General features: G+C 63.4%; 21 protein-coding genes. 8 read left to right on the top strand and 13 right to left on the bottom strand.

From position 1 onward, the window contains the following. Nucleotides 1–57: 57 nt before the first annotated feature. Both NP534_RS01600 and yccS read left to right on the top strand, forming a co-directional pair. A complete protein-coding gene (locus NP534_RS01600) occupies nucleotides 58–1,239 on the top strand; it encodes an NAD(P)/FAD-dependent oxidoreductase (RefSeq protein ID WP_033701867.1) in 1,182 nt (393 codons plus the stop codon). An 82-nt stretch (nucleotides 1,240–1,321) separates the two neighbouring features. Then, nucleotides 1,322–3,505, top strand: coding sequence for a YccS family putative transporter (gene yccS / locus NP534_RS01595; RefSeq protein ID WP_274097526.1), 2,184 nt, complete (start codon nucleotides 1,322–1,324; stop codon nucleotides 3,503–3,505). Between the two features lie 17 nt (nucleotides 3,506–3,522). Here the strand turns inward: yccS and NP534_RS01590 are convergent, their stop codons facing one another. Then, nucleotides 3,523–4,260 carry a substrate-binding periplasmic protein gene (locus tag NP534_RS01590; protein ID WP_274097525.1) on the bottom strand — a complete coding sequence of 246 codons (738 nt, stop codon included), beginning with the start codon at nucleotides 4,258–4,260 and terminating at the stop codon, nucleotides 3,523–3,525. Nucleotides 4,261–4,478: 218 nt separating this feature from the next. On the opposite strand from NP534_RS01590, the gene NP534_RS01585 reads away from it, so the two are divergent. Further along, nucleotides 4,479–4,931 (top strand): GNAT family N-acetyltransferase, encoded by a 453-nt coding sequence (locus NP534_RS01585; protein ID WP_186652821.1) that lies wholly within the window; start codon nucleotides 4,479–4,481, stop codon nucleotides 4,929–4,931. Nucleotides 4,932–4,960: 29 nt separating this feature from the next. Here the strand turns inward: NP534_RS01585 and NP534_RS01580 are convergent, their stop codons facing one another. The 9 genes from NP534_RS01580 to tkt form a co-directional block, all read right to left on the bottom strand. After that, nucleotides 4,961–5,257 carry a winged helix-turn-helix domain-containing protein gene (locus NP534_RS01580; protein ID WP_274097524.1) on the bottom strand — a complete coding sequence of 99 codons (297 nt, stop codon included), beginning with the start codon at nucleotides 5,255–5,257 and terminating at the stop codon, nucleotides 4,961–4,963. 12 nt (nucleotides 5,258–5,269) lie between these two features. Further along, nucleotides 5,270–5,770 (bottom strand): M48 metallopeptidase family protein, encoded by a 501-nt coding sequence (locus tag NP534_RS01575; RefSeq protein ID WP_227696501.1) that lies wholly within the window; start codon nucleotides 5,768–5,770, stop codon nucleotides 5,270–5,272. A 39-nt stretch (nucleotides 5,771–5,809) separates the two neighbouring features. Then, complete coding sequence (locus NP534_RS01570; RefSeq protein WP_274097523.1) at nucleotides 5,810–7,936, bottom strand: putative bifunctional diguanylate cyclase/phosphodiesterase; 2,127 nt, start codon at nucleotides 7,934–7,936, stop codon at nucleotides 5,810–5,812. A 214-nt stretch (nucleotides 7,937–8,150) separates the two neighbouring features. Next, complete coding sequence (gene fba / locus NP534_RS01565) at nucleotides 8,151–9,215, bottom strand: class II fructose-bisphosphate aldolase (protein WP_016501943.1); 1,065 nt, start codon at nucleotides 9,213–9,215, stop codon at nucleotides 8,151–8,153. Between the two features lie 100 nt (nucleotides 9,216–9,315). Further along, entirely contained in the window at nucleotides 9,316–9,645 is a 330-nt protein-coding gene (locus NP534_RS01560; protein ID WP_274097522.1) for an MliC family protein, read from the bottom strand. 64 nt (nucleotides 9,646–9,709) lie between these two features. After that, nucleotides 9,710–9,928, bottom strand: a complete 219-nt coding sequence (locus NP534_RS01555; protein WP_033702581.1) for a hypothetical protein — start codon at nucleotides 9,926–9,928, stop codon at nucleotides 9,710–9,712. 32 nt (nucleotides 9,929–9,960) lie between these two features. Further along, complete coding sequence (locus NP534_RS01550; RefSeq protein ID WP_274097521.1) at nucleotides 9,961–11,124, bottom strand: phosphoglycerate kinase; 1,164 nt, start codon at nucleotides 11,122–11,124, stop codon at nucleotides 9,961–9,963. Between the two features lie 12 nt (nucleotides 11,125–11,136). Then, nucleotides 11,137–12,198 carry an erythrose-4-phosphate dehydrogenase gene (gene epd / locus NP534_RS01545; protein ID WP_274097520.1) on the bottom strand — a complete coding sequence of 354 codons (1,062 nt, stop codon included), beginning with the start codon at nucleotides 12,196–12,198 and terminating at the stop codon, nucleotides 11,137–11,139. 152 nt (nucleotides 12,199–12,350) lie between these two features. Further along, nucleotides 12,351–14,348: a transketolase gene (gene tkt / locus NP534_RS01540; protein WP_274097519.1), complete on the bottom strand. Its 1,998-nt coding sequence runs from the start codon at nucleotides 14,346–14,348 to the stop codon at nucleotides 12,351–12,353. Between the two features lie 248 nt (nucleotides 14,349–14,596). On the opposite strand from tkt, the gene NP534_RS01535 reads away from it, so the two are divergent. The 4 genes from NP534_RS01535 to NP534_RS01520 all read left to right on the top strand — a co-directional run bounded on the left by NP534_RS01535 (nucleotide 14,597) and on the right by NP534_RS01520 (nucleotide 19,191). Then, the gene (locus NP534_RS01535) at nucleotides 14,597–15,589 is read left to right on the top strand and encodes an ArsR/SmtB family transcription factor (RefSeq protein ID WP_274097518.1); all 993 of its coding nucleotides are present in this window, start codon (nucleotides 14,597–14,599) and stop codon (nucleotides 15,587–15,589) included. 19 nt (nucleotides 15,590–15,608) lie between these two features. Next, nucleotides 15,609–16,799, top strand: coding sequence for a methionine adenosyltransferase (metK, locus tag NP534_RS01530; protein ID WP_033701884.1), 1,191 nt, complete (start codon nucleotides 15,609–15,611; stop codon nucleotides 16,797–16,799). 168 nt (nucleotides 16,800–16,967) lie between these two features. Next, nucleotides 16,968–18,668: an NAD-dependent DNA ligase LigB gene (gene ligB / locus NP534_RS01525; protein WP_274097517.1), complete on the top strand. Its 1,701-nt coding sequence runs from the start codon at nucleotides 16,968–16,970 to the stop codon at nucleotides 18,666–18,668. A 130-nt stretch (nucleotides 18,669–18,798) separates the two neighbouring features. Continuing rightward, nucleotides 18,799–19,191: a DUF1090 domain-containing protein gene (locus NP534_RS01520; protein WP_274097516.1), complete on the top strand. Its 393-nt coding sequence runs from the start codon at nucleotides 18,799–18,801 to the stop codon at nucleotides 19,189–19,191. A 71-nt stretch (nucleotides 19,192–19,262) separates the two neighbouring features. Here NP534_RS01520 and NP534_RS01515 read toward each other — a convergent pair whose 3' ends face one another. Next, nucleotides 19,263–19,709: a c-type cytochrome gene (locus NP534_RS01515; RefSeq protein WP_274097515.1), complete on the bottom strand. Its 447-nt coding sequence runs from the start codon at nucleotides 19,707–19,709 to the stop codon at nucleotides 19,263–19,265. Between the two features lie 119 nt (nucleotides 19,710–19,828). Here NP534_RS01515 and mltA point away from each other — a divergent pair, with 119 nt between their 5' ends. Further along, complete coding sequence (mltA, locus tag NP534_RS01510; RefSeq protein WP_033701889.1) at nucleotides 19,829–20,980, top strand: murein transglycosylase A; 1,152 nt, start codon at nucleotides 19,829–19,831, stop codon at nucleotides 20,978–20,980. A gap of 92 nt (nucleotides 20,981–21,072) precedes the next feature. Here the strand turns inward: mltA and NP534_RS01505 are convergent, their stop codons facing one another. Beyond that, entirely contained in the window at nucleotides 21,073–21,459 is a 387-nt protein-coding gene (locus NP534_RS01505; protein WP_033701891.1) for an MAPEG family protein, read from the bottom strand. Between the two features lie 28 nt (nucleotides 21,460–21,487). Further along, nucleotides 21,488–22,321: a DMT family transporter gene (locus tag NP534_RS01500; protein ID WP_274097514.1), complete on the bottom strand. Its 834-nt coding sequence runs from the start codon at nucleotides 22,319–22,321 to the stop codon at nucleotides 21,488–21,490. Between the last annotated feature and the right edge of the window lie 115 nt (nucleotides 22,322–22,436).

Genomic DNA, 22,436 nt, shown 5'->3' with positions numbered 1-22,436 from the left:
TATCCCTGTACGCGAAAGGGCTGCGCAAAAGCCCCAGCAATCTCCAAGAGGTACCCCGTGCATTCCACCGACGTGATCATCCTCGGCGCCGGCGCCGCCGGCCTGATGTGCGCCCAGCTCAGCGCCCGCCGTGGCCGCCGGGTGCTGCTGCTCGACCACGCCAACAAGCCAGGCAAGAAGATCCTCATGTCCGGCGGCGGGCGCTGCAACTTCACCAACATGTACACCGAGCCGGCCAACTTCCTCTCGCACAATGCGCACTTCTGCAAGTCGGCCCTGGCCCGCTACACCCAGTGGGACTTCATCGAGCTGGTGGCCAAGCACGGCGTGCCCTACCACGAGAAAAAGCTCGGCCAGCTGTTCTGCGACAACAAGGCCAGCGACATCCTCAACATGCTGCTGGCCGAGTGCGACGAGGCCGGTGCCGAGTTGCGCATGGACACCAGCATCTCGCACATCGAAAAGACCGAAACCGGCTACCTGCTGCAAACCAGTGCCGGGCAGTTTGCCTGCCAGTCGTTGGTGATCGCCACCGGCGGCCTGTCGATCCCGACCCTGGGCGCCAGCGGTTTCGGCTACCAGGTGGCTCGCCAGTTCGGCCACACCCTGCTGCCGACCCGCGCCGGGCTGGTGCCCTTCACCATCACCGAGCCCCAACTCAAGGCACTGTGCACAGAACTGTCGGGTACCTCGCTGGACTGCACCGCCAGCTGCAACGGCACCCATTTCCGCGAAAACCTGCTGTTTACCCACCGCGGCCTGAGTGGCCCGGCGATCCTGCAGATTTCTTCATTCTGGGAGGCGGGCGACACGGTGGAGATCAACCTGCTGCCCGACCGTGACGCCCTGACCTGGCTGCAACAGCAGCAGGCCGAGCGCGCCAATGCAGAACTCAAGACCGTGCTCGGCGAAGTGTTCACCCGCAAGCTGGCCAACCTCTTGGCCGAGCAGTGGTTCGAATCGAAGCCGATGAAGCAGTACACTCCGGCCGAACTGGCGCAGATCGCCGACAAACTGGCGGCCTGGCAGGTGGTACCTGCCGGCACCGAGGGCTATCGCACCGCCGAAGTGACCCTAGGCGGCGTGGATACCCGCGAGGTGTCGTCCAAGACCATGGAGTCGCTCAAGAGCCCAGGGTTGTACTTCATTGGCGAGGTGCTGGATGTGACCGGCCACCTGGGCGGGTTCAATTTCCAGTGGGCGTGGGCATCGGCTAACGCAGCGGCACAGTTCGTGTAGAGTAGAATCCATTCAGCAGCACGGAACGCTTCTTGCTGGTCCGTGCGGCAATGTATTCATTCGATCACAGCCCAAGGCCATCATGTCATCGAGCTCGTTCCGTCAGTCACTGCGTCGCCTGTGGGGCCAAGACAAGTTCAGCTATAGCATCCGGGTAACGGTCGCCCTCACCGGCAGCATGGCCTTGTGCTGGTACCAGGATGAAATGGCCCTGCTGATCCCGTTGTTCCTGGGCATCATCGCCAGCGCACTGGCCGAGACCGACGACAGTTGGCAGGGCCGCCTCAGTGCCCTGGCTGTGACCCTGGTGTGCTTTGCCATCGCCGCCCTGGCCGTCGAGCTGCTGTTCCCCTACCCGTGGGTGTTCGCCATTGCCCTGGCCCTGGCGGCGTTCGGCCTGACCATGCTTGGCGCCTTGGGCGAGCGCTATGGCGCAATCGCCTCGGCAACGCTGATCACGGCGGTGTACACCATGATCGGCGTGGACCAACGCGGCGGCCTGGTCACCGACTTCTGGCACGAGCCGATGCTGCTGGTGGCGGGCGCGGCCTGGTACGGCCTGCTGTCGGTGCTATGGCAGGCGCTGTTCTCCAACCAGCCGGTGCAGCAAAGCCTGGCCAAGCTGTTTTTCGAGCTGGGGCGCTACCTCAAGCTCAAGGCCAACCTGTTCGAGCCGATCCGCCACCACGACCTGGAGGCCCGCCGCCTGGAGCTGGCCCAGCAAAACGGCAAGGTGGTCGCGGCGCTCAATGCCGCCAAGGAAATCATCCTGCACCGGGTCGGCAACAGCCAGCCAAATTCCAAGGTCAGCCGCTACCTGAAGCTGTACTTCCTGGCCCAGGACATCCACGAGCGGGTGAGCGCCTCGCACTATCCCTACAACGCCCTGGCCGAAGCGTTCTTCCACAGCGACGTGATGTTCCGCTGCCAGCGCCTGCTGCGCCATCAAGGCTCGGCCTGCCAGGACCTGGCGCGCTCGATCCGAATGCGTCAGCCGTTTGTCCTCGACAGCCGATTTGCCGACACCCTGGAAGACCTCAACGCCTCCCTGGAGCACCTGCGCAACCAGAACAACCCTGCCTGGCGCAGCCTGCTGCGCTCGCTGCGGGCCCTGGCGGCCAACCTGGCCACCCTGGACCGCCTGCTGGGCGCCGCCAGCAACCCGGACAGCCTGGCCGATGCCAGTGACAGCAGCCTGCTCGACCGTTCGCCACGCTCCCTGAAGGATGTCTGGAGCCGCCTGCGCACCCAGCTCACACCCACCTCGCTACTGTTCCGCCATGCCTTGCGCCTACCCTTGGCGCTGTCGATCGGCTACGGCATGGTGCACCTGATCCACCCCACCCAGGGCTACTGGATCATCCTCACCACACTGTTCGTCTGCCAACCCAACTACGGTGCCACCCGGCGCAAGCTGGTGCAGCGGATTTTCGGCACGGCCATCGGCCTCACAGTCGGCTGGGCGCTGTTCGACCTGTTCCCCAACCCGATCATCCAGTCGATGTTCGCCGTGGTCGCCGGGGTGGTGTTCTTCGTCAACCGGACTACCCGTTACGCCCTGGCCACGGCGGCGATCACCTTGATGGTGCTGTTCTGCTTCAACCAGATCGGCGACGGCTACGGCCTGTTCCTGCCACGCCTGTTCGACACCCTGGTGGGCAGCCTGATCGCCATTCTGGCGGTGTTCCTGTTCCTGCCCGACTGGCAGGGCCGGCGCCTGAACAAGGCGTTGGCCAACACCTTGGCCTGCGCCAGCGTGTACCTGCGCCAGATCATGCAGCAGTATGCCCATGGCAAGCGCGACGACCTCGCCTACCGCCTGGCCCGGCGCAACGCCCACAACGCCGATGCAGCCCTGTCCACCACGCTGGCGAACATGCTCATGGAGCCGGGGCACTTCCGTAAGGAGGCGGACGTCGGCTTCCGCTTCCTGGTGTTGTCGCATACCCTGCTCAGCTACCTTTCCGGGCTGGGCGCGCACCGTGATACCGCCCTGCCGGCGGAGGTTCAGGAGCAATTGATCGAGGGCGCCGGGCAAAGCCTGGCCAACAGCCTGGACGAAATCGCCAACGGCCTGGCAGCGCGGCTACCGGTCGCCATCCACAGTGATGCTGAAGAGGCGCTGGCCAACGACCTGGAGCAGATGCCGGAAGAGCTGGATGAACATCAGCGGCTGGTGCAGACCCAGCTGGCGCTGATCTGCCGGCAACTGGCGCCGTTGCGCACGCTGGCGGCGCACCTGGTCAAGGAAAGCCCTACGGGCTGAGTGCTTTGTGGCCTGGGTCAAAAACCATGCTGGCGCAGCAGGCGCGCATAGCTGCCATCCGCCTTCATCGCCGCTATCGCCCGCTCGAAACGTTCGACGATCTGCTGGTGCTGGGGGTGTTTCAGGCTGACCAGAATATGCAGGCTGTTCTCCCCCAGAGGCGGCTCGACCATCTCCACGCCATCGCGCACCGCCTGCGGTTCACGTTGCAGGTTGTAACGGGCCACGTATTCATCCTCCACCGCCAGGTTCACCCGGCCGGCCGCCAGCATGCGCACGGCCGACGAGAAGTTGCGCACCGCCACCTTGTGCAAGCGGGTGTCGCTGTCGAATTCAGGTGAATAGGCATAATCGCGCACCACGGCGATGCTGTAGGGGTACAAGTCGGACGCCTGCTGGTAGGCGAAGGCCTCACCCTTGCGTTTGAGCAGGCGAATCTTGTTGTTCAGATAAGCGTTGGAAAAATGCCCGATGCGTGTACGTGAGTCGTTGTACCAGGCATTGATCAACACGTCGTAGCGCCCTTCGCTCACGCCCATCAAGGCCCGTGCCCATGGCGCCTCCTCGAACCCGCTGGCGTAACCGGCCCGGGTCAGTGCGGTGGTAACGATGCTGGTCGCCAAACCGCCGCCCGGCATGCTTGCATCGGTGAACGGTGGCCATTTGTCTGCCACCAGCCGCAGCTTGTCTTCACCCAGGGCTGGCGCAGCCAGCAGGGCTGCCAGCAATCCCAGAACACCAAGCAGTGGCCGCATGCTCAAGTCCTTTTGCAATGGAGGGCGCACACTGTGTAGGCGGCCTTCGCCGCGACTGCGGATGAGAGTACACAAAGCCATGGCTCACGGCAGCGGACAATAGTGTCATTTTGCCTCTATTTTGGCCGAGGCGCGCAGGCAATGCCCTGCAGCAATCATCCACTCGTCCACAGCCCCGGGATTTGCGATGATCGACGGCCCATTCAAGGAGTTCGCCAATGTCTATCGACTGGCTCTGCAAGCACCACACCGACCTGAGCAAGGACCAGCTCTACGCCATCCTGCAATTGCGCACCGAAGTGTTCGTGGTCGAGCAGCGCTGCAGTTACCAGGAAGTCGATGGCCAGGACCTGGCCGGCGATACCCTGCACTTGATGGCGTGGCAGGACGACAAGCTGGTGGCCTACCTGCGCCTGCTCGACCCGCAATCCCAGGGCGGTGATGTGGTGATCGGGCGCGTGGTGACCTCACCGGCGGCGCGTGGGCTGAAGCTTGGGCATGCGTTGCTGCTGAAAGGGCTGGAGGCTGCCGAACATTGCTGGCCGGGGACGCCGGTGTATCTGTCGGCGCAGGCGCATCTGCAAGGGTTTTACGCAGGGCATGGGTTCGAAGCGGTTGGCGAGCAATACCTGGAGGATGACATACCGCATATCGGCATGCGTAAGGGCTGAGAAAGCCGGGGCGCTTTGCGCCCCCACAATCACCGATACCCCAGCACTTCTCGGATCTGCCGCAAATGCTGGATGATCCACTGCTTGTCGATCGCGCCCCAGTCATGAATGCGGTAGTGCCCGGCATGATTGCGCGCGCCCTCCTGCTGCTCGAACTCGCAGATGATATCCAGGTCTGCCAGAGCGGCGATGGTGTCCTGGGCGGTGCGCCGTGGCATGCCGGTGGCCTCCATCAGGGTCGGCACGCTGGTCGCAGTCTGGCTGTCGATCAGCCAGGCCACGTACAGGCGCCGGTAGAAGCTGCTCTTGGTCTTGCTCACTTCCATGCTGCGTGGTCCTTAACAGTTGCCCGGCAGCTCCCGATAGGTCAGGTAGACGCGCAGGTCGAATTCCAGTTGGTGGTAGTCCGGCTCCATGTGCTGACAGAGCTGGTAAAACGCCTTGCTATGGTCGCGCTCACGCAGGTGCGCCAACTCGTGCACCACGATCATGCGCAGAAACTGCGGCGCGGCCTCCTTGAACAAGGAGGCGATGCGGATTTCCTTCTTCGCCTTGAGCTTGCCACCCTGAACCCGCGATACCGCCGTGTTGAGCCCCAGGGCACGGTGGGTCAGGTCGAGGCGGTTGTCGAACAGCACCTTGTCCAGGCCGGGCGCGCTGCGCAGGTACTGCTGGCGCAAGTCCTGGGCATAACTGTACAACGCCTTGTCGCTCTGCACGTCATGGCGGTCGGAGTAGCGACGCTGCAGGTAGTCCCCCAGGCGGTCGCTGTCGATCATCTGCCGTACCTGCTCCTGCAGGTGCGGCGGGTAAGCTTGCAAGTAACGTAATACGGTCATGGCACTGCATTCGGCGGGGCGAATGGCGATTCTAGCCAATCATGGCCGGGGCCAGGAGAAAATCGCCGGGAAGCCGCTGGCATCCGCCGCCGTCATCGGGTGTGCCACCAGAAACCCCTGCACGTAGGCACAGCCATTGGCCTTGAGCCAGTCGGCCTGGGCCGGGGTTTCCACGCCTTCGGCTATCACCGTGATGCGGTAGTCGGCGCACAAGCCGATCACACTGCGTACCAGCGCGGCGTCTACCGCAGAGCCCGGCAAGCGCGCAACCAGGTGGCGGTCAAGCTTGAGGGTGTCGATCGGCAAGTCACGCAGCATACGCAACGAGCAGTCACCCGCGCCAAAATCATCCAGCGCCACCCGCACGCCCAGTTCGCGCAGGCGGTGTATCTGCTTCACGGCCGCGTCGATGTTGTACATCAACGACGTCTCTGCCACCTCGACCTCTAGCTGCGCCGGGTCCAGCTGGTAGTCCTGGATCACCCGCTGCAGCTCATCGACCAGGCCCGGCATGACGAACTGGGCGCGGCTCAGGCTGATGCCCAGCACCAGCCCCTGGGCAAAACGATCGCACCAGGCCTGGCGCTGGGCCGCGCCCTGGCGATAGATCCAGCTGGCCAGCCGGTTGATCAGCCGCGCCTCTTCCAGCAAGGGGATGAACAGCCCCGGTGGCACATCGCCGACACTGGGGTGCTGCCAGCGCAGCAACGCCTCGAAACCGCGCAGGTGGCCGTCGGCAAAAGCCACCTGGGGCTGATACACCAGGCTGAAATCGTGCTGCTCGATAGCGGCGCGCACGCTGTCTTCGAGCATCAGCCGTGACCGCGCCCGGCCATTGAGCTCCTGGTCATAGAAGCGATACTGCTGCCGCCCGGCCTGCTTGGCCGCATACATCGCCGCATCGGCAGCCCGCAGCAGGCCTTCGACGGTTGCGCCGCAGTCGGGAAAGGTGGCGATGCCAATGCTGACCCCAAGGCATACATCCAGCCCTTCTATCTGCTGGCTGATCGAAACGCGCTCGAGCAGTCGCTCGGCGTAACGCCCGGCCTGCTCGGGGTACGGCAGGCTGTCGAACAACGCCGTGAACTCGTCACCGCCCATCCGCGCCAATAACGCCTCGCTGCCCAGGCAGTCCTTGAGCTGTTCTGCCACCCAGCGCAGCACGCGATCGCCCGCCTCATGGCCCAACGAATCGTTGATCCGCTTGAAGCCATCCAGGTCCATGTACATCAGCGCCTGGGCCTTGTCCGAACGCTCGTTGCGCAGCAGCACGCCCTCGGCAGACTGATAGAAGCCGCGGCGGTTGAGCAGGCCGGTGAGTGGGTCGGTCACCGCCTGGTACTCAAGCTGTTGGTGCAGGTTGCGCACCACCGACATGTCCAGCACGGTCACCACCATCGCTTGCTGATCGGCCGGCAACGGCGCACAGGACAGCGCGACCGGCACCAGTTGGCCACCCAGGGTGCGCAACTGGGCATCGTGCACGCGAAAGATCTGCCGCCCCAGGTAGGCCTGGTAGAAGTCCGACTCGTTCCACAGATTGGCATTGGCCATCTGCACCAGATCAAGCAACTGGGCGCCCTGCAATTGCTCCACCGCAGCGGCCAGCAAGCGTGAAATGGCCGGGTTGGCGAAACTGATGGTACCTGCGGCATTCACCACCAGAATGCCTTCTGCAGCGTTCTCCAGAATCGAGGCGTTGAATGCCCTCGCCGCTTCCAGCTCGCGACTCAGGCGTTGCAGCATGCGCCGGTTACGCTGCTGGTCGAGCAGGGCCTGGACCTTGGGCTTGAGAATTTGCGGGTCGAACGGCTTGAACATGTAGTCCACGGCGCCACTGGCGTAACCCTTGAGCACAGCGGCATCGGACTGCTCGTTGGCGGTGAGGAAAATGATCGGCGTCAGCCGTGTGCGCTGGCTGCCACGCATCAGCCGAGCGACTTCGAAGCCGTCCATTTCCGGCATTTGTACATCCAGCAAAACCAGGTCGACGTCGTGTTCGAGCAAGGCGCTCAAGGCTTCTGTCCCTGAACTTGCAGTCAACACTTGCCAATCCTGCCGGGCCAGCAAGGCCCGCATGCTGATGAGGTTTTCGGGGTAATCGTCTACTACCAGCAGAACCGAGCTGCCATCCACTGGCTGAGGTTGAGGGTGAGCGCCATCCATGCTGCTTCTCTATTTGTGACCGACTTCACATCGCGGTTGGATCCGATAACTACTCTAGACCCGAGTTTGTAACAAGTAATGCAATCAGAACGCTATCAGTGCCTAAACTGTACGGTAGCCGACTAACGGTTGCTCTGCCGTGAATATCTGCGCGCTTGAGCGCAGGCATAAAAAAACCCGCATCGCTGCGGGTTTTTTCAGTGCGGCCTGCGAATCAGTTGACCTTGGCGGCCAACTCACCTTTCAGGTAGCGCTGGTACATGCCTTCCAGGGAGATCGGTTTGATCTTGGAGGCATTGCCGGCAGTACCGAAGGCTTCGTAACGGGCGATGCACACGTCACGCATGGCCTTGACGGTTTCACCGAAGAACTTGCGCGGGTCGAACTCACTTGGGTTCTGCGCCATCAGGCGACGCATGGCACCGGTGGACGCCAGACGCAGGTCGGTGTCGATGTTGACCTTGCGCACGCCGTGCTTGATGCCTTCGACGATCTCTTCGACCGGTACACCGTAGGTCTCTTTGATGTCGCCGCCGTACTGGTTGATGATCGCCAGCCACTCTTGCGGTACCGAGGACGAACCGTGCATGACCAGGTGGGTGTTGGGGATGCGCTTGTGGATTTCCTTGATGCGGTCGATCGCCAACACGTCACCGGTAGGTGGCTTGGTGAACTTGTACGCACCGTGGCTGGTACCGATGGCGATGGCCAGGGCATCGACCTGGGTCTTCTTGACGAAGTCGGCCGCTTCTTCCGGGTCGGTCAGCATCTGGCTGTGGTCCAGCACGCCTTCGGCGCCGATACCGTCTTCTTCACCCGCCATGCCGGTTTCCAGCGAACCCAGGCAGCCCAGCTCGCCTTCTACCGAAACGCCACAGGCGTGTGCCATGGCAACTGTCTGCTGGGTAACGCGGACGTTGTACTCATAGTCGGTCGGGGTCTTGCCGTCTTCGCCCAGCGAGCCGTCCATCATCACCGAGCTGAAGCCCAGCTGGATCGAACGCTGGCACACGTCAGGGCTGGTGCCGTGGTCCTGGTGCATGCACACCGGGATGTGCGGGAATTCTTCGATGGCGGCCAGGATCAGGTGACGCAGGAAGGGTGCACCGGCGTACTTGCGGGCACCGGCCGAAGCCTGGACGATCACGGGGGAATCGGTCTTGTCGGCCGCTTCCATGATGGCGCGCATCTGCTCGAGGTTGTTGACGTTGAAAGCTGGAACGCCGTAACCGAACTCGGCGGCGTGGTCCAGCATCTGGCGCATGCTAATGAGTGCCATTGTGTATCTCTCTCCCGACAAGCGTCGTTTGTTTCGTGCAAGCCTGCCGCAGGGGCGGTTGCTGTTCAAGTAGTGTGGGCCACCATGGCGGCCCGGCCAGTCACGGTGCCTTGCAGCCCCGCCCAATCAGATCGTTGGTTGCCACCCAGTACACCAGGCCTTCTTCGCCCTTGGTGTGGAAGGCCAGCATGCCATCGCTGTACATCGCCCCCGACGCGCTCGGCTCGGATTTGAGCCGGTAGACCTGGTCGCCGCCACCGAGGCGGACGTCGACCGAGTCCTGCTGCGGGTCAGCGAAGCGCCACAGCACCTCGGCCTGGCTGTCACAGACCCAACGGGTCCAGTCGTCTGCCGGGGCGGGTTGCGCCGGCTGCAGCAGTGAGCATCCTGCCAGTGTCGCCAGGGCCATCAAGGCCATCAGCGCTTTCATTACGTATCCTCTAGATGACCACACAACGGTCGCTTGGTTGCCTGCTCCGACGAAGCGCATCGGTTCAAGGGCAGCCTGGAGCCTTGCGCTGGTGGTCTTCGTCATACTTCTCCAGGCCTTCAGGGCCCACGCGCTTGTTGATGACCGGCACGGTTTCGGCCTGCCACTCGGACTGGTAGCAACCGCCCTTGGGCGGCTGCGCCGGGTCATCGTCCGAAGAGGGGCTGCCGGAGCAGGCGCTCAGCAGGCCGGCCAGGATCATCACAGGCAATTGCTTGACCATCAGGTCGCTCCCTTTGCCAGGCGCCGCCATTGTCAGGCTTTAGCCCGCTCTTCCAGGATCGCCACAGCCGGCAGTACCTTGCCCTCGACGAACTCGAGGAAGGCACCACCACCGGTAGAAATGTAGGAGATTTCCTTGCTGACGCCATATTTGTCGATGGCCGCCAGGGTGTCACCGCCACCGGCGATGGAGAACGCAGGGCTTTCGGCGATGGCCTTGGCCAGCACCTTGGTGCCATTGCCGAACTGGTCGAACTCGAACACGCCGACCGGGCCGTTCCACAGGATGGTCTTCGACGACTTCAGCAGCTCGGCGAAATTGGCTGCAGTCTGTGGGCCGATGTCCAGGATCATGTCGTCAGCAGCAACGTCGGCGATAGCCTTGACGGTGGCTTCGGCGCTTTCGGCGAATTCCTTGGCGACCACCACGTCGACTGGCAGCGGCACGCTGACCTTGGCGGCGATGGCTTTTGCGGTGTCGACCAGGTCAGGCTCATACAGCGACTTGCCCACAGGGTGACCAGCAGCGGCCAGGAAAGTGTTGGCAATACCGCCACCAACGATCAGTTGGTCGCAGACGCTGCTCAGGCTGTTCAGCACGTCCAGCTTGGTGGAAACCTTGGAGCCGGCAACGATGGCCGCCATCGGCTTGGCCGGGGCTTTCAGCGCCTTGCCCAGGGCATCCAGCTCGGCAGCCAGCAGCGGGCCAGCAGCGGCGACCTTGGCGAACTTGGCCACGCCATGGGTCGAACCCTCGGCGCGGTGGGCAGTACCAAAGGCGTCCATCACGAACACGTCGCACAGGGCAGCGTATTGCTGCGCCAGTTCGTCGGCGTTCTTTTTCTCGCCCTTGTTGAAGCGCACGTTCTCGAACAGCACCAGGTCACCGGCCTTGACCTCGACACCGTTCAGGTAGTCGGCGACCAGCGGCACGTCTCGGCCCAGGGCCTTGCTCAGGTACTCGGCGACCGGCTTGAGGCTGTTTTCGGCCGAGAATTCACCTTCGGTAGGGCGGCCCAGGTGCGAGCAGACCATTACCGCCGCACCCTTTTCCAGGGCCAGCTTGATGGTCGGCAGCGCTGCCAGGATACGCGCGTCGCTGGTTACCACACCGTCCTTCACAGGCACGTTGAGGTCTTCGCGGATCAGTACGCGTTTACCTTGCAGGTCGAGGTCGGTCATCTTCAACACGGTCATGAATGCAGTCCTTCAGGGCTGTTTGTTGCGGGTTGGGTGAACGACGTGCAGATAGTGTTCGGCGACGTCGAGCATACGGTTGGCGAACCCCCATTCGTTGTCGAACCAGGCCAGCAGGTTCACCAGGCGGGGGCCTGAAACACGGGTCTGGCTGGCATCGACGATCGCCGAATGCGGGTCGTGGTTGAAATCACAGCTGGCGTGGGGCAGCTCGGTGTAGGCCAGCAATCCTTTGAGCGGGCCTTCCAGCGCTGCCTCGCGCAGCACCCGGTTGACCTCGGCGGCACTGGTGTCGCGGGCGGTCTGCAGGGTGATGTCCAGGCACGACACGTTGACGGTCGGCACGCGTACCGCTTTGGCCTGGATTCGCCCGGCAAGTTCCGGCAGCAACCGCTCGATGCCGCGTGCCAGCCCGGTGGACACCGGGATCACCGACTGAAACGCCGAACGCGTGCGGCGCAGGTCTTCGTGGTGGTAGGCGTCGATCACCGGCTGGTCGTTCATCGCCGAGTGGATGGTGGTGATCTGCACGTATTCGATGCCGAACGCCTGGTCCAGCACGCGCAACAGCGGCACGCCGCAGTTGGTGGTGCACGACGCGTTGGACACCAGGCGCTCGCTGCCGGTCAGGCACGCCTGGTTGATGCCGTAGACCACCGTGGCGTCCACGTCCGCCTCACTGGCCATGGGCTGCGAGAACAGTACCCGTGGCGCGCCGGCATCCAGAAAACGCTGGCCATCGGCGCGGGTGTTGTAGGCGCCGGAGCACTCCAGCACCAGGTCGATGCCCAGGGCGGCCCAGTCGATGCCTTCCGGGGTGGCACTGCGCATTACCTTCACGCAGTCACCATTGATATGCAGACAATCGCCGTCGACCTTCACCTCACCGGGGAAACGCCCGTGGGTGGAGTCGAAGCGTGTCAGGTATTCAAGGCTGGCCTGATCGGCCAGGTCGTTCAGCGCGACAATCTCGAAACCGGCCTTCGCCCCCCGCTCGAACAACGCGCGCAGGACACAGCGGCCGATGCGGCCATAACCGTTGAGTGCAACTTTGTAGGGACGCGGGTGGGACATAGGTAGCTCTTGAACTCCGGCGGTTGAACGGAGCCGCCATGCGGCCCATTCGCGGCACAAGGCCGCTCCCACAGGGTACTGCGGTTTATGCAGATCCTCTGGGAGCGGCCTTGTGCCGCGAATGAGGGCCTGCGGCCCTCACTTTGCCTGTATCAGTCTTCCAGCAGCTCTTCGGCGGTACCCAGGATGTTCTCCAGGGTGAAGCCGAACTCTTCGAACAGGGCAGAGGCCGGGGCCGACTCACCGTAGGTGGTCATGCCGATGATACGACCTTCCAGGCCGACGTACTTGTACCAGAAGTCGGCATGGGCAGCTTCGATGGCGATGCGCGCGCCCACTTCCAGTGGCAGTACCGACTGCTTGTAGGCAGCGTCCTGGGCATCGAACACGCTGGTGCACGGCATGGAGACCACGCGGGCCTTGCGGCCCTGCTCGGTCAGCTTGTCGAAGGCCTGAACCGCCAGGCCCACTTCGGAACCGGTGGCAATCAGGATCAGCTCAGGCTCGCCAGCGCAGTCCTTGAGGATGTAGCCACCGCGGCTGATGTCGGCGATCTGCTGGGCGTCGCGGTCCTGGTGCTGCAGGTTCTGGCGCGAGAAGATCAGCGCCGATGGGCCGTCGTTGCGCTCCAGGGCGTTTTTCCAGGACACGGCCGCTTCGACCGCGTCGGCTGGGCGCCAGGTGTCCAGGTTCGGCGTGCTGCGCAGGCTGGTCAGCTGCTCGATCGGCTGGTGAGTCGGGCCGTCTTCGCCCAGGCCGATGGAGTCGTGGGTGTAGACATGGATCACGCGCTGCTTCATCAGGGCCGACATGCGCACTGCATTGCGGGCGTATTCCATGAACATCAGGAAGGTCGCGCCGTAAGGCACCAGGCCGCCGTGCAGGGCAACGCCGTTCATGATCGCGGTCATGCCGAACTCGCGCACGCCGTAGTACACGTAGTTGCCGCTGGCGTCATGGGCTTCGACGCCCTTGCAGCCTTTCCACAGGGTCAGGTTGGAACCGGCCAGGTCAGCCGAACCGCCGAGGAACTCAGGCAGCAGCGGGCCGAAAGCGTTCAGGGCATTCTGGCTGGCCTTGCGGCTGGCGATGGTCTCGCCTTTGGCAGCGACTTCATTGATGTAGGCCTGGGCCTTTTCCGAGAAGTCGGCCGGCAGCTCGCCGCTGTCACGGCGCTTGAACTCGGCAGCCAGCTCCGGGTGCGCCTTGGCGTAGGCGTCGAAGCGCTGGTTCCACTCGGCCTCAGCCTTGGCACCGGCGGCCTTGGCGTCCCATTCGGCATAGATGTCGGCCGGGATTTCGAACGGGCCGTGGTTCCAGTTCAGTGCTTTGCGGGCCAGGGCGATTTCGTCGTTGCCCAGCGGGGCACCGTGGCAGTCTTCCTTGCCCTGCTTGTTCGGCGAACCGAAGCCGATGATGGTCTTGCAGCAGATCAGGGTCGGCTGCTCGCTCTTGCGCGCAGTCTCGATCGCCATCTTGATCTCTTCGGCATCGTGGCCGTCGACGTTGCGGATCACCTGCCAATTGTAGGCTTCGAAACGCTTGGGCGTGTCGTCGGTGAACCAGCCTTCGACTTCGCCGTCGATGGAGATACCGTTGTCGTCGTAGAACGCGATCAGCTTGCCCAGGCCCAGGGTGCCAGCCAAGGCGGCGACTTCGTGGGAGATGCCTTCCATCATGCAGCCGTCGCCGAGGAACACGTAAGTGTTGTGGTCGACGATGTTGTGGCCGTCACGGTTGAACTGCGCGCCCAACACTTTTTCTGCCAGGGCAAAGCCCACGGCGTTGGCCAGGCCTTGGCCCAACGGGCCGGTGGTGGTCTCGACACCCGGGGTGTAGCCGTATTCCGGGTGGCCCGGGGTACGGCTGTGCAGCTGGCGGAAGGCCTTGAGGTCGTCGATCGACAGGTCGTAGCCGGTCAGGTGCAGCAGCGAGTAGATCAGCATCGAGCCGTGGCCGTTGGACAGCACGAAGCGGTCACGGTCGGCGAAGCTCGGGTTGCTCGGGTTGTGCTTCAGATAGTCGCGCCAAAGCACTTCGGCGATATCCGCCATGCCCATAGGGGCACCTGGGTGGCCGCTGTTGGCCTTTTGCACGGCATCCATGCTGAGTGCACGAATGGCGTTGGCACGTTCACGACGGCTGGGCATCGCTGATCTCCTGGGGCTTGAATAAGTAGTGAAACGAAAAAAGGCGGCCATTTTCGCCCACTGGGGGGGCTGGGGGCAAACATTAAAGCTGCGAGCGGCAAGCTTTAAGCTGCAAGCGAAAGCAGACCCGCGCGCGGAACGCTCTATTCTTGCAGCTTGAGCCTTGCGGCTTGCAGCTCATCGCCAATATCAAAACTTTTTGATATTGGTCTTGCGGGGGCAACGATGCCTGTCTAGACTGCCGCCCCATGAACCTCCGTGCGCAATCGATCCCCGAGCGAAGCGACACACTGGCTGCCCTGTGCAAAGCCAGTGGCGATGCGCTGCGCCTGAATGTCTTGCGCGCGCTGGCCAGCGATTCGTTTGGCGTGCTGGAACTGGCGCAAATCTTTGACATCGGCCAGTCCGGCATGAGCCACCACCTCAAGGTACTGGCCCAGGCCGAACTGGTGGCTACCCGCCGCGAAGGCAACGCCATCTTCTACCGCCGCGCCCTGCCCGACAGCCTGCGCCTTGGCGGGCGCCTGCACACGGCGCTGCTCGACGAGGTCGACGACCTGACCTTGCCGCCGGCGGTACAGGCACGGATCGCCCAGGTGCAGCAGCGTCGTGCGGCCACCAGCCAGGACTTCTTCCAGCGCGTGGAAGAAAAATTCCGCGCCCAGCAAGACCTGATCGCCGGCCTGCCGCAGTACCGCGAAAGCCTGCTGGCCATGCTCGACAAACTGAATTTCGGCCCGGCTGCCAGTGCACTGGAGGTAGGCCCCGGCGACGGCGGCTTCCTGCCGGACCTGGCGCGGCGCTTCGGCACGGTGACCGCGCTGGACAACAGCCCGACCATGCTCGAGCTGGCCCGCCAGGTCTGCCAGCGTGAAGGCCTGGACAATGTGAACCTGCAGTTGGCCGATGCACTGGATGCAACGGATGTGGCAGCCGACTGCGTTGTGCTGAACATGGTCCTGCACCACTTCAGCGACCCGGCCCTGGCCCTGCGCCTGCTGGCCAAACGGGTGAAAGCGGGCGGCAGCCTGCTGGTCACCGAGCTGTGCAGCCATGACCAGGGGTGGGCGCGGGATGCCTGCGGCGACCTCTGGCTGGGCTTCGAACAGGACGACCTGGCCCGTTGGGCCAACGTTGCCGGGCTGGTCCCCGGGGACAGCCTCTACGTGGGCTTGCGTAACGGTTTCCAGATACAGGTCCGCCACTTTCAGCGGGCGACTGGCGACATACACCATCGGTAAATTTTAGGAACCCTTCGAGATGAGCGAATACTCCCTTTTCACCTCCGAGTCCGTGTCCGAAGGGCATCCGGACAAGATCGCCGACCAGATTTCGGACGCTGTCCTTGATGCCATCATCGCTCAGGACAAATACGCCCGCGTAGCCTGCGAAACCCTGGTCAAGACCGGAGTCGCCATCATCGCCGGCGAAGTCTCCACTTCCGCCTGGGTCGACCTCGAAGAGCTGGTACGCAAGGTCATCATCGACATCGGCTACAACAGCTCCGACGTCGGCTTCGACGGTGCCACCTGCGCCGTGATGAACATCATCGGCAAGCAGTCGGTCGACATCGCCCAAGGCGTCGACCGCTCCAAGCCGGAAGACCAGGGCGCGGGCGACCAGGGCCTGATGTTCGGCTACGCCAGCAACGAAACCGACGTGCTGATGCCGGCGCCGATCTGCTTCTCGCACCGTCTGGTCGAGCGCCAGGCCGAAGCGCGCAAGTCCAAGCTGCTGCCGTGGCTGCGCCCGGACGCCAAGTCGCAGGTCACCTGCCGCTACGAAAATGGCAAGGTGGTCGGCATCGACGCCGTCGTCCTGTCCACCCAGCACAACCCTGAGGTCTCGCAGAAAGACCTGCAGGAAGCGGTGATGGAGCTGATCGTCAAGCACACCCTGCCGGCCGAGCTGCTGCACAAGGGCACCCAGTACCACATCAACCCGACCGGCAACTTCATCATCGGTGGCCCGGTGGGTGACTGCGGCCTGACTGGCCGCAAGATCATCGTCGACTCCTACGGCGGCATGGCCCGTCACGGTGGTGGCGCGTTCTCCGGCAAGGACCCGTCCAAGGTCGACCGTTCGGCCGCCTATGCCGGCCGCTACGTGGCCAAGAACATCGTTGCTGCCGGCCTGGCCGAGCGCTGCGAGATCCAGGTGTCCTACGCCATCGGCGTGGCCCAGCCGACCTCCATTTCGATCAACACCTTCGGCACAGGTAAAGTGTCGGACGAGAAGATCGTACAACTGGTGCGCGAGTGCTTCGACCTGCGCCCGTACGCCATCACCAAGATGCTCGACCTGCTGCACCCGATGTACCAGGAAACCGCTGCCTACGGCCACTTCGGCCGCACGCCACAGCAGAAGACTGTCGGCGACGACACCTTCACCACCTTCACCTGGGAGCGCACCGACCGCGCCCAGTCGCTGCGTGACGCTGCCGGGCTGTAATTTTCCTACAGCGGTAAACGAAAGCCCCTGCCGAGCGATCGGCAGGGGCTTTTGCTTTTCAGGTTTCCGCCGTGAGCGTTGTGACATATCGACTGACAACTGCTCACAGCAACCAGCGCGCTACCTGCCTAGGCTGAAGGCTCCTCCCGCCATGCAAGGATGCTGGCCATGCCGTTCATGCTGCTATTTGCACTGCTGCTCTCACTGCAGGCCTCGCTTGCAAGGGCCGCCTCATGCCCCGACTGGCCCATGCAACAAGCCGAAACCGAAGTTGCCCACCTGCGCGATACGCTTTCCCACTGGGATGACCACTACCACCGCCAGGGCATCGCGCTGGTGGCAGATGAGCTGTATGACCAAAGCCGACAACGCCTGCACCACTTGCAGCAATGTTTCGGCCTGCTGGCAGGACTTGCCCCCCTGACGACGGCACGTGGCCCGGTTCCCCACCCCATTCCGCATACCGGCGTCGACAAGCTCGCCGACGAGCAGGCCGTGGGCCGCTGGATGGCTGGCAAGACGGGCCTGTGGATACAGCCCAAGGTCGATGGCGTGGCGGTCTCTGTTCGCTATCGGCAGGGGCAACTGGTGCAGTTGCTGAGCCGCGGTGATGGGGTGCAAGGGCACGACTGGAGTCGCCATATCGCTCAGCTCGGCGCCATCACCCGGCAACTGCCCCAAGCGCGTGACCTGGTGCTGCAAGGTGAACTCTACCTGCGCCTGGACGCACATATCCAAGCCCAGGCTGGCAGCGTCAATGCGCGCGGGACCGTGGCCGGGCTACTCGCCCGCAAGCTGTTCAGCGCAGAACAAGGGGCCGGCATCGGCCTGTTCGTCTGGGACTGGCCGCAAGGCCCCGATAGCCAGGCCGAACGGGTTTCGCAACTGGCGCAACTGGGCTTCCCCGACAGCCAGCGCTACAGCATCGCGATCGACTCCGCCACCCAGGCCGCGCACTGGCGCCAGCACTGGTACCGCTCACCCCTGCCCTTCGCCACCGATGGCGTGATTCTGCGCCAGGACGCACGGCCACCCGCTGAGCGCTGGCAGGCCAAGGCGCCTTACTGGCTCGCAGCCTGGAAGCACCCCTACGCCCAGGCCCTGGCAGACGTACGCGAAGTCCGCTTGCGGGTCGGCCGCACCGGGAGGATCACACCGGTGCTGCAGCTTCAACCGGTCAAACTGGACGACCGACTGATCACCCAGGTAAGCCTGGGCTCACTGGACCGCTGGCAGCGCCTCGACATTGCCCCGGGTGACCAGGTGGCAATCAGCCTGGCAGGGCTGACCATCCCGCGTTTCGAGCGCGTGGTGCATCGCGCGGCCCTGCGCCAGCCGGTGGCGGTGCCGCCGCCAGGGCGCTATCACCCGCACAGCTGTTGGCACGCAGGCGATGGCTGCAACGAGCAGTTCATCGCACGGCTCACATGGCTCAGTGGCAAGCAGGGGCTGGCCATGCCACGCACCGGGCCGGGTACGTGGCGGCGCCTGGTCGATGCGGGGGTAGTTACCTCGATGACTGACTGGCTGCACCTCGATACCCAGCGAATGGGTGAGGTGCCGGGTATCAGCGAAGCGACTGCCACACAGCTGATGAACAGCTTCGAAAGCGCGCGCTCCCAACCCTTTGCCCGCTGGTTGCGGGCGCTTGGCGTACCCGCACCCGGCGGCATGCAACTGGAAGGTGAGTGGGCTCAGCTATCCTTGCGTACTGCCGGTGACTGGCAGGCATTGCCGGGTATCGGCGCCGTACGCGCGCATCAGCTTGAGGCATTTTTCATGGCCAACGAGGTTCAAGCCATCGCAGCGCGGTTGAACGAGGCCGGCGTCAACGCATTCCAATTCAGCGACAAAGCCCCCGCGCAATGAATTATTACCAAAATCCATGTAAGCAAAGTCTGAGTATCGACCAGAAAAAACCAACAAGGGTTTCTAAATAGGAAAAACCAAGGCAGGATTTCCCCCAACTTTTCTGCCCGCCCCGTTCAGGAGGCTTTTCATGAAACGTATTTCGACTCTTTTCCTGCTCGCAACCCTTGGTCTGACCGCTGGCGCCGTGCAGGCCGCCCAGCCGGATGCCGGCCTGACGGGCTGCGACGCCAAACGCAGTGCCATCGAGAACCAGCTGAAGATTGCCCGTGAACATGGCAACAGCGACCAGGTCGCGGGGCTCGAACAGGCACTGGAAGGCGCCAAGAACTGCACCGATAACAGCCTGCGCAAAGAGCGCGAACAAAAAGTGCTCGATGCACGCCATGAAGTCGCACAGCGCGAAAAAGACCTGAAAAAAGCCGAGAAAAAAGGCGACGCCGAAAGGATAAACAAGCGTAAAGACAAGCTCGCAGAGTCCAGGAAGGAACTGCAGGAAGCAGTGGACGAACTGGACCGCTGACAGGCCCTGCTTATGCTGCCTGCCCTGGCTCCATCAGCGGTTTCCCGGTGATGGGGCCAAGGCATTTACCCTCAATGATTGCGAAACTCGGTATGACAGGCCTTGCATGCTGCCTCGACCTTGTCCATCGGCCCTTTCAATTGCGCGGCGTCCAGCGGCTGGCCCCGAGTCGCATCGACCAGCTCGCCAGTCACGCCCTCCAGTTGCCGGGCAAGGTCATGGAAACGCGCCTGACGCTCCCACACCTCTGCTCGTGCACTGCTGTCGCCGCCATCGCGCGCCTGCGGGAAGTGCTGCCACGGCTGCTGCGACAGGGCGTCGAGCTTCACGGCCCCCTCGGCAAACTTCTCCCCGTCGAAGGGCAAACGACCGCGCAACATGCCACCCAGGTCTTCGCTGGTCTTGAGCATGTCCTTGAAGATCACCTTACGCTTGCCCAACGGCGAATTCGGGTCAACACGGTCACAGGCGTTCAGGGCCAGGGCTGCGAGCAGAACAACGGTCAATCGCTTGAACATCACGGTCAATACGGCCTACGAAAATGGGCAGCCAGTATCGCCGCCCGAGGGCCAAAGACCAATAGCCACATAAATAACAGGGGCGAATATTCATCTTCGCCCGTGACAGGAACCCACACATGAAATCTGCCCTGCGCCACCTGGCCTGGACACTCCCGGCGCTGGCCCTGCTGGCCGGCTGCAACGGCGGCGAAAGCGCCAAGCCAGAGCCCCATGCCATTGCCACCTATGCCAACGCCACCTGGCAGGACCTGCCCAGCGTCAGCGACGCCGATCTGGTTGCCGGCTTCCACGCGTGGCGTAATGGTTGCGAGAAGCTCAAGCGCGACACAGTCTGGGCCGCCACCTGCGAGGCCGCTGCCAGCGTGCCCGACGACGCCCTGCAAATACGCGCCTTCCTGCAGCAGAACCTGCAGGTCTATGGCCTGCGCTCGGCCGAAAACAATGCCAACGGCCTGATCACCGGTTACTACGAGCCGGTCTACCCCGGCAGCCTGAAGCCTACCGAGGCCAACCACGTCGCGGTTTATGGCGTGCCCGACGACATGATTGTGGTCGACCTGGCCAGCGTGTACCCAGAGCTCAAGGGCAAGCGCTTGCGTGGGCGCTTGGACGGCCGCGTGCTCAAGCCTTACGACACCGCCGAGGTGATCAACCGTGAGGGCGTCAAGGCCCCGGTGCTGGCCTGGCTGACCGACCCGATGGACCTGCAGTTCCTGCAGATCCAGGGTTCGGGCCGGGTACAACTGGAAGATGGCCGCCAACTGCGCCTGGGCTACGCCGACCAGAACGGCCACCCCTATCGGCCGATCGGCCGCTGGCTGGTGGAGCAGGGCCAATTGAAGAAGGAAGAGGTGAGTATGGGCGCCATTCACGCCTGGGCCCAGGCCAACCCACAGCGGGTACCGGAATTGCTCGCCAGCAACCCCAGCTACGTGTTCTTCAGCACCCGCCCCGACAGTAACGAAGGCCCGCGCGGCTCGCTCAATGTGCCATTGACGGCCGGTTACAGTGTGGCGATCGACCGCAAGGTGATTCCGCTGGGCAGCCTGCTCTGGCTGTCGACCACGCGCCCGGACGGTACGCCGGTGGTGCGGCCGGTAGGCGCTCAGGATACGGGTGGAGCTATTGCTGGCGAAGTACGTGCGGACCTGTTCTGGGGCACCGGGCCTGAAGCAGGCGAGCTGGCCGGTAACATGAAGCAGCAGGGGCAGATCTGGATGTTGTGGCCGAAAGGCAAACCGCTGCCTGAAGTGCCGAAAGTCCTTTGATACGGTGCTGAATGCTGCGCGGATAAAACCGCCCCCACAGGGATCGCAATGGCCGCTGTGGGAGCGGGTTTACCCGCGAAAAGCGCGACGACTCAGGCCGAAACGACGAAGAACGACACGATCAGCGCCAACCCGGCAAACCACACCAGCGAGCGCAACGCCGCCCAGTCCGCCAGGTAGCAGATGATGTAGAGCAGCCGACTGGTGATGTACATCACGCCCAGCACGTCCTGCGTCACTTGTTCGGCATTGCCGACGATATCGGCCACCAGCACGGCCGCCGCAAATGCCGGAAACGCCTCGTAGCTGTTCTGCTGCGCGGCGTGGGCACGGCGCGGCAGGCCCGATAGCGTGTCGAGGAAGGCGCGCGGGTCGTGATTGTCCTTGAGGCCGAAACGGCCACTGCTCACCTTGGCGATCAACGCACAAAGCGGCGGCAGTGCCAGCGCGATCAGGATGCACCACAGGGCAACGGTCATGGACAGGACTCCTTGTTCAATAATCGGGTTAGAGCTTCATTACCAGCATACCTGCCAGCACCAGCCCGCAAGCTAGGAGTCTTGGCCCGCCAAAAGGTTCTTTGAGGTAGCGCATGCCAAACAGCACCACCAGGATTACGCTCAACTCTCGCAACGCTGCCGCTTCGGCCACCGATCCCAGGTGCATGGCCCACAGCACCAGGGCGTAACTGAACAACACGCAAAACCCCACGGCCAACCCCAGCCGCCACTGGGTTCGCCAGAACAGCACGAAGGGGGCCCGCCGCGCCACACTGGCCACCAGCGGGAAGGGCCAGGCACTGAGCAAGGTCAGCCAGACCAGGTAGTCCCACGGCTTGCCCCACAGCCGTACCGCCTGGCCATCGAACCAGGTGTAGCAACCGATGCACAGGCCGATCAGAGCCACCACCGGCAGCATCGACCAGGGCAGGCGATCGCCCCCTCCCCCCTGCCATAGAAGGCACGCCATGCCGCAAGGGATGAGCAGGATGCCGATGATCTGCTGCTGGCTCAGCGACTCCCCAGCAAACGCCAGGGTCAGCCCCAGCACCACCAACGGCGACAGCCCGCGCATCAGAGGATAGACCAGCCCCAGGTCGCCCACGCGGTAGGCTTTGATCAGCAGGTAGCGGTACAACTGCTCGGCCAGCGCCGAGGCTATCAGCCAGGGCCATATCTGCGCCGGCGGCACATCGACGAACGCCACCGCCAGCACCGCGAACACCAGTGCCACCGTGTCCATGCTGGCGATCACCAGCAAGCGCTCGCCGCTGAATTTGATCAGGGTATTCCACGTCGCATGCAGCAAGGCGGCGACCAGTACCAGGGATGTTGCCAACACGCCTTCTTATCCTTGTGAGGTTTCTCGAGGGTTGAATATATAGCGTTCCAGGGGGCCGCTGCGCGCCCCAATCGCCGGCAAGCCAGCTCCCACAGGGACCTCACCGGCTTCAAGT

This window comes from Pseudomonas sp. 39004, assembly GCF_028682155.1.
In the GTDB taxonomy this organism is placed as follows: domain Bacteria; phylum Pseudomonadota; class Gammaproteobacteria; order Pseudomonadales; family Pseudomonadaceae; genus Aquipseudomonas; species Aquipseudomonas capeferrum.
Note: the sequence above shows the minus strand (reverse complement) of the source record. Positions and strands in the feature narration are given on the sequence as shown.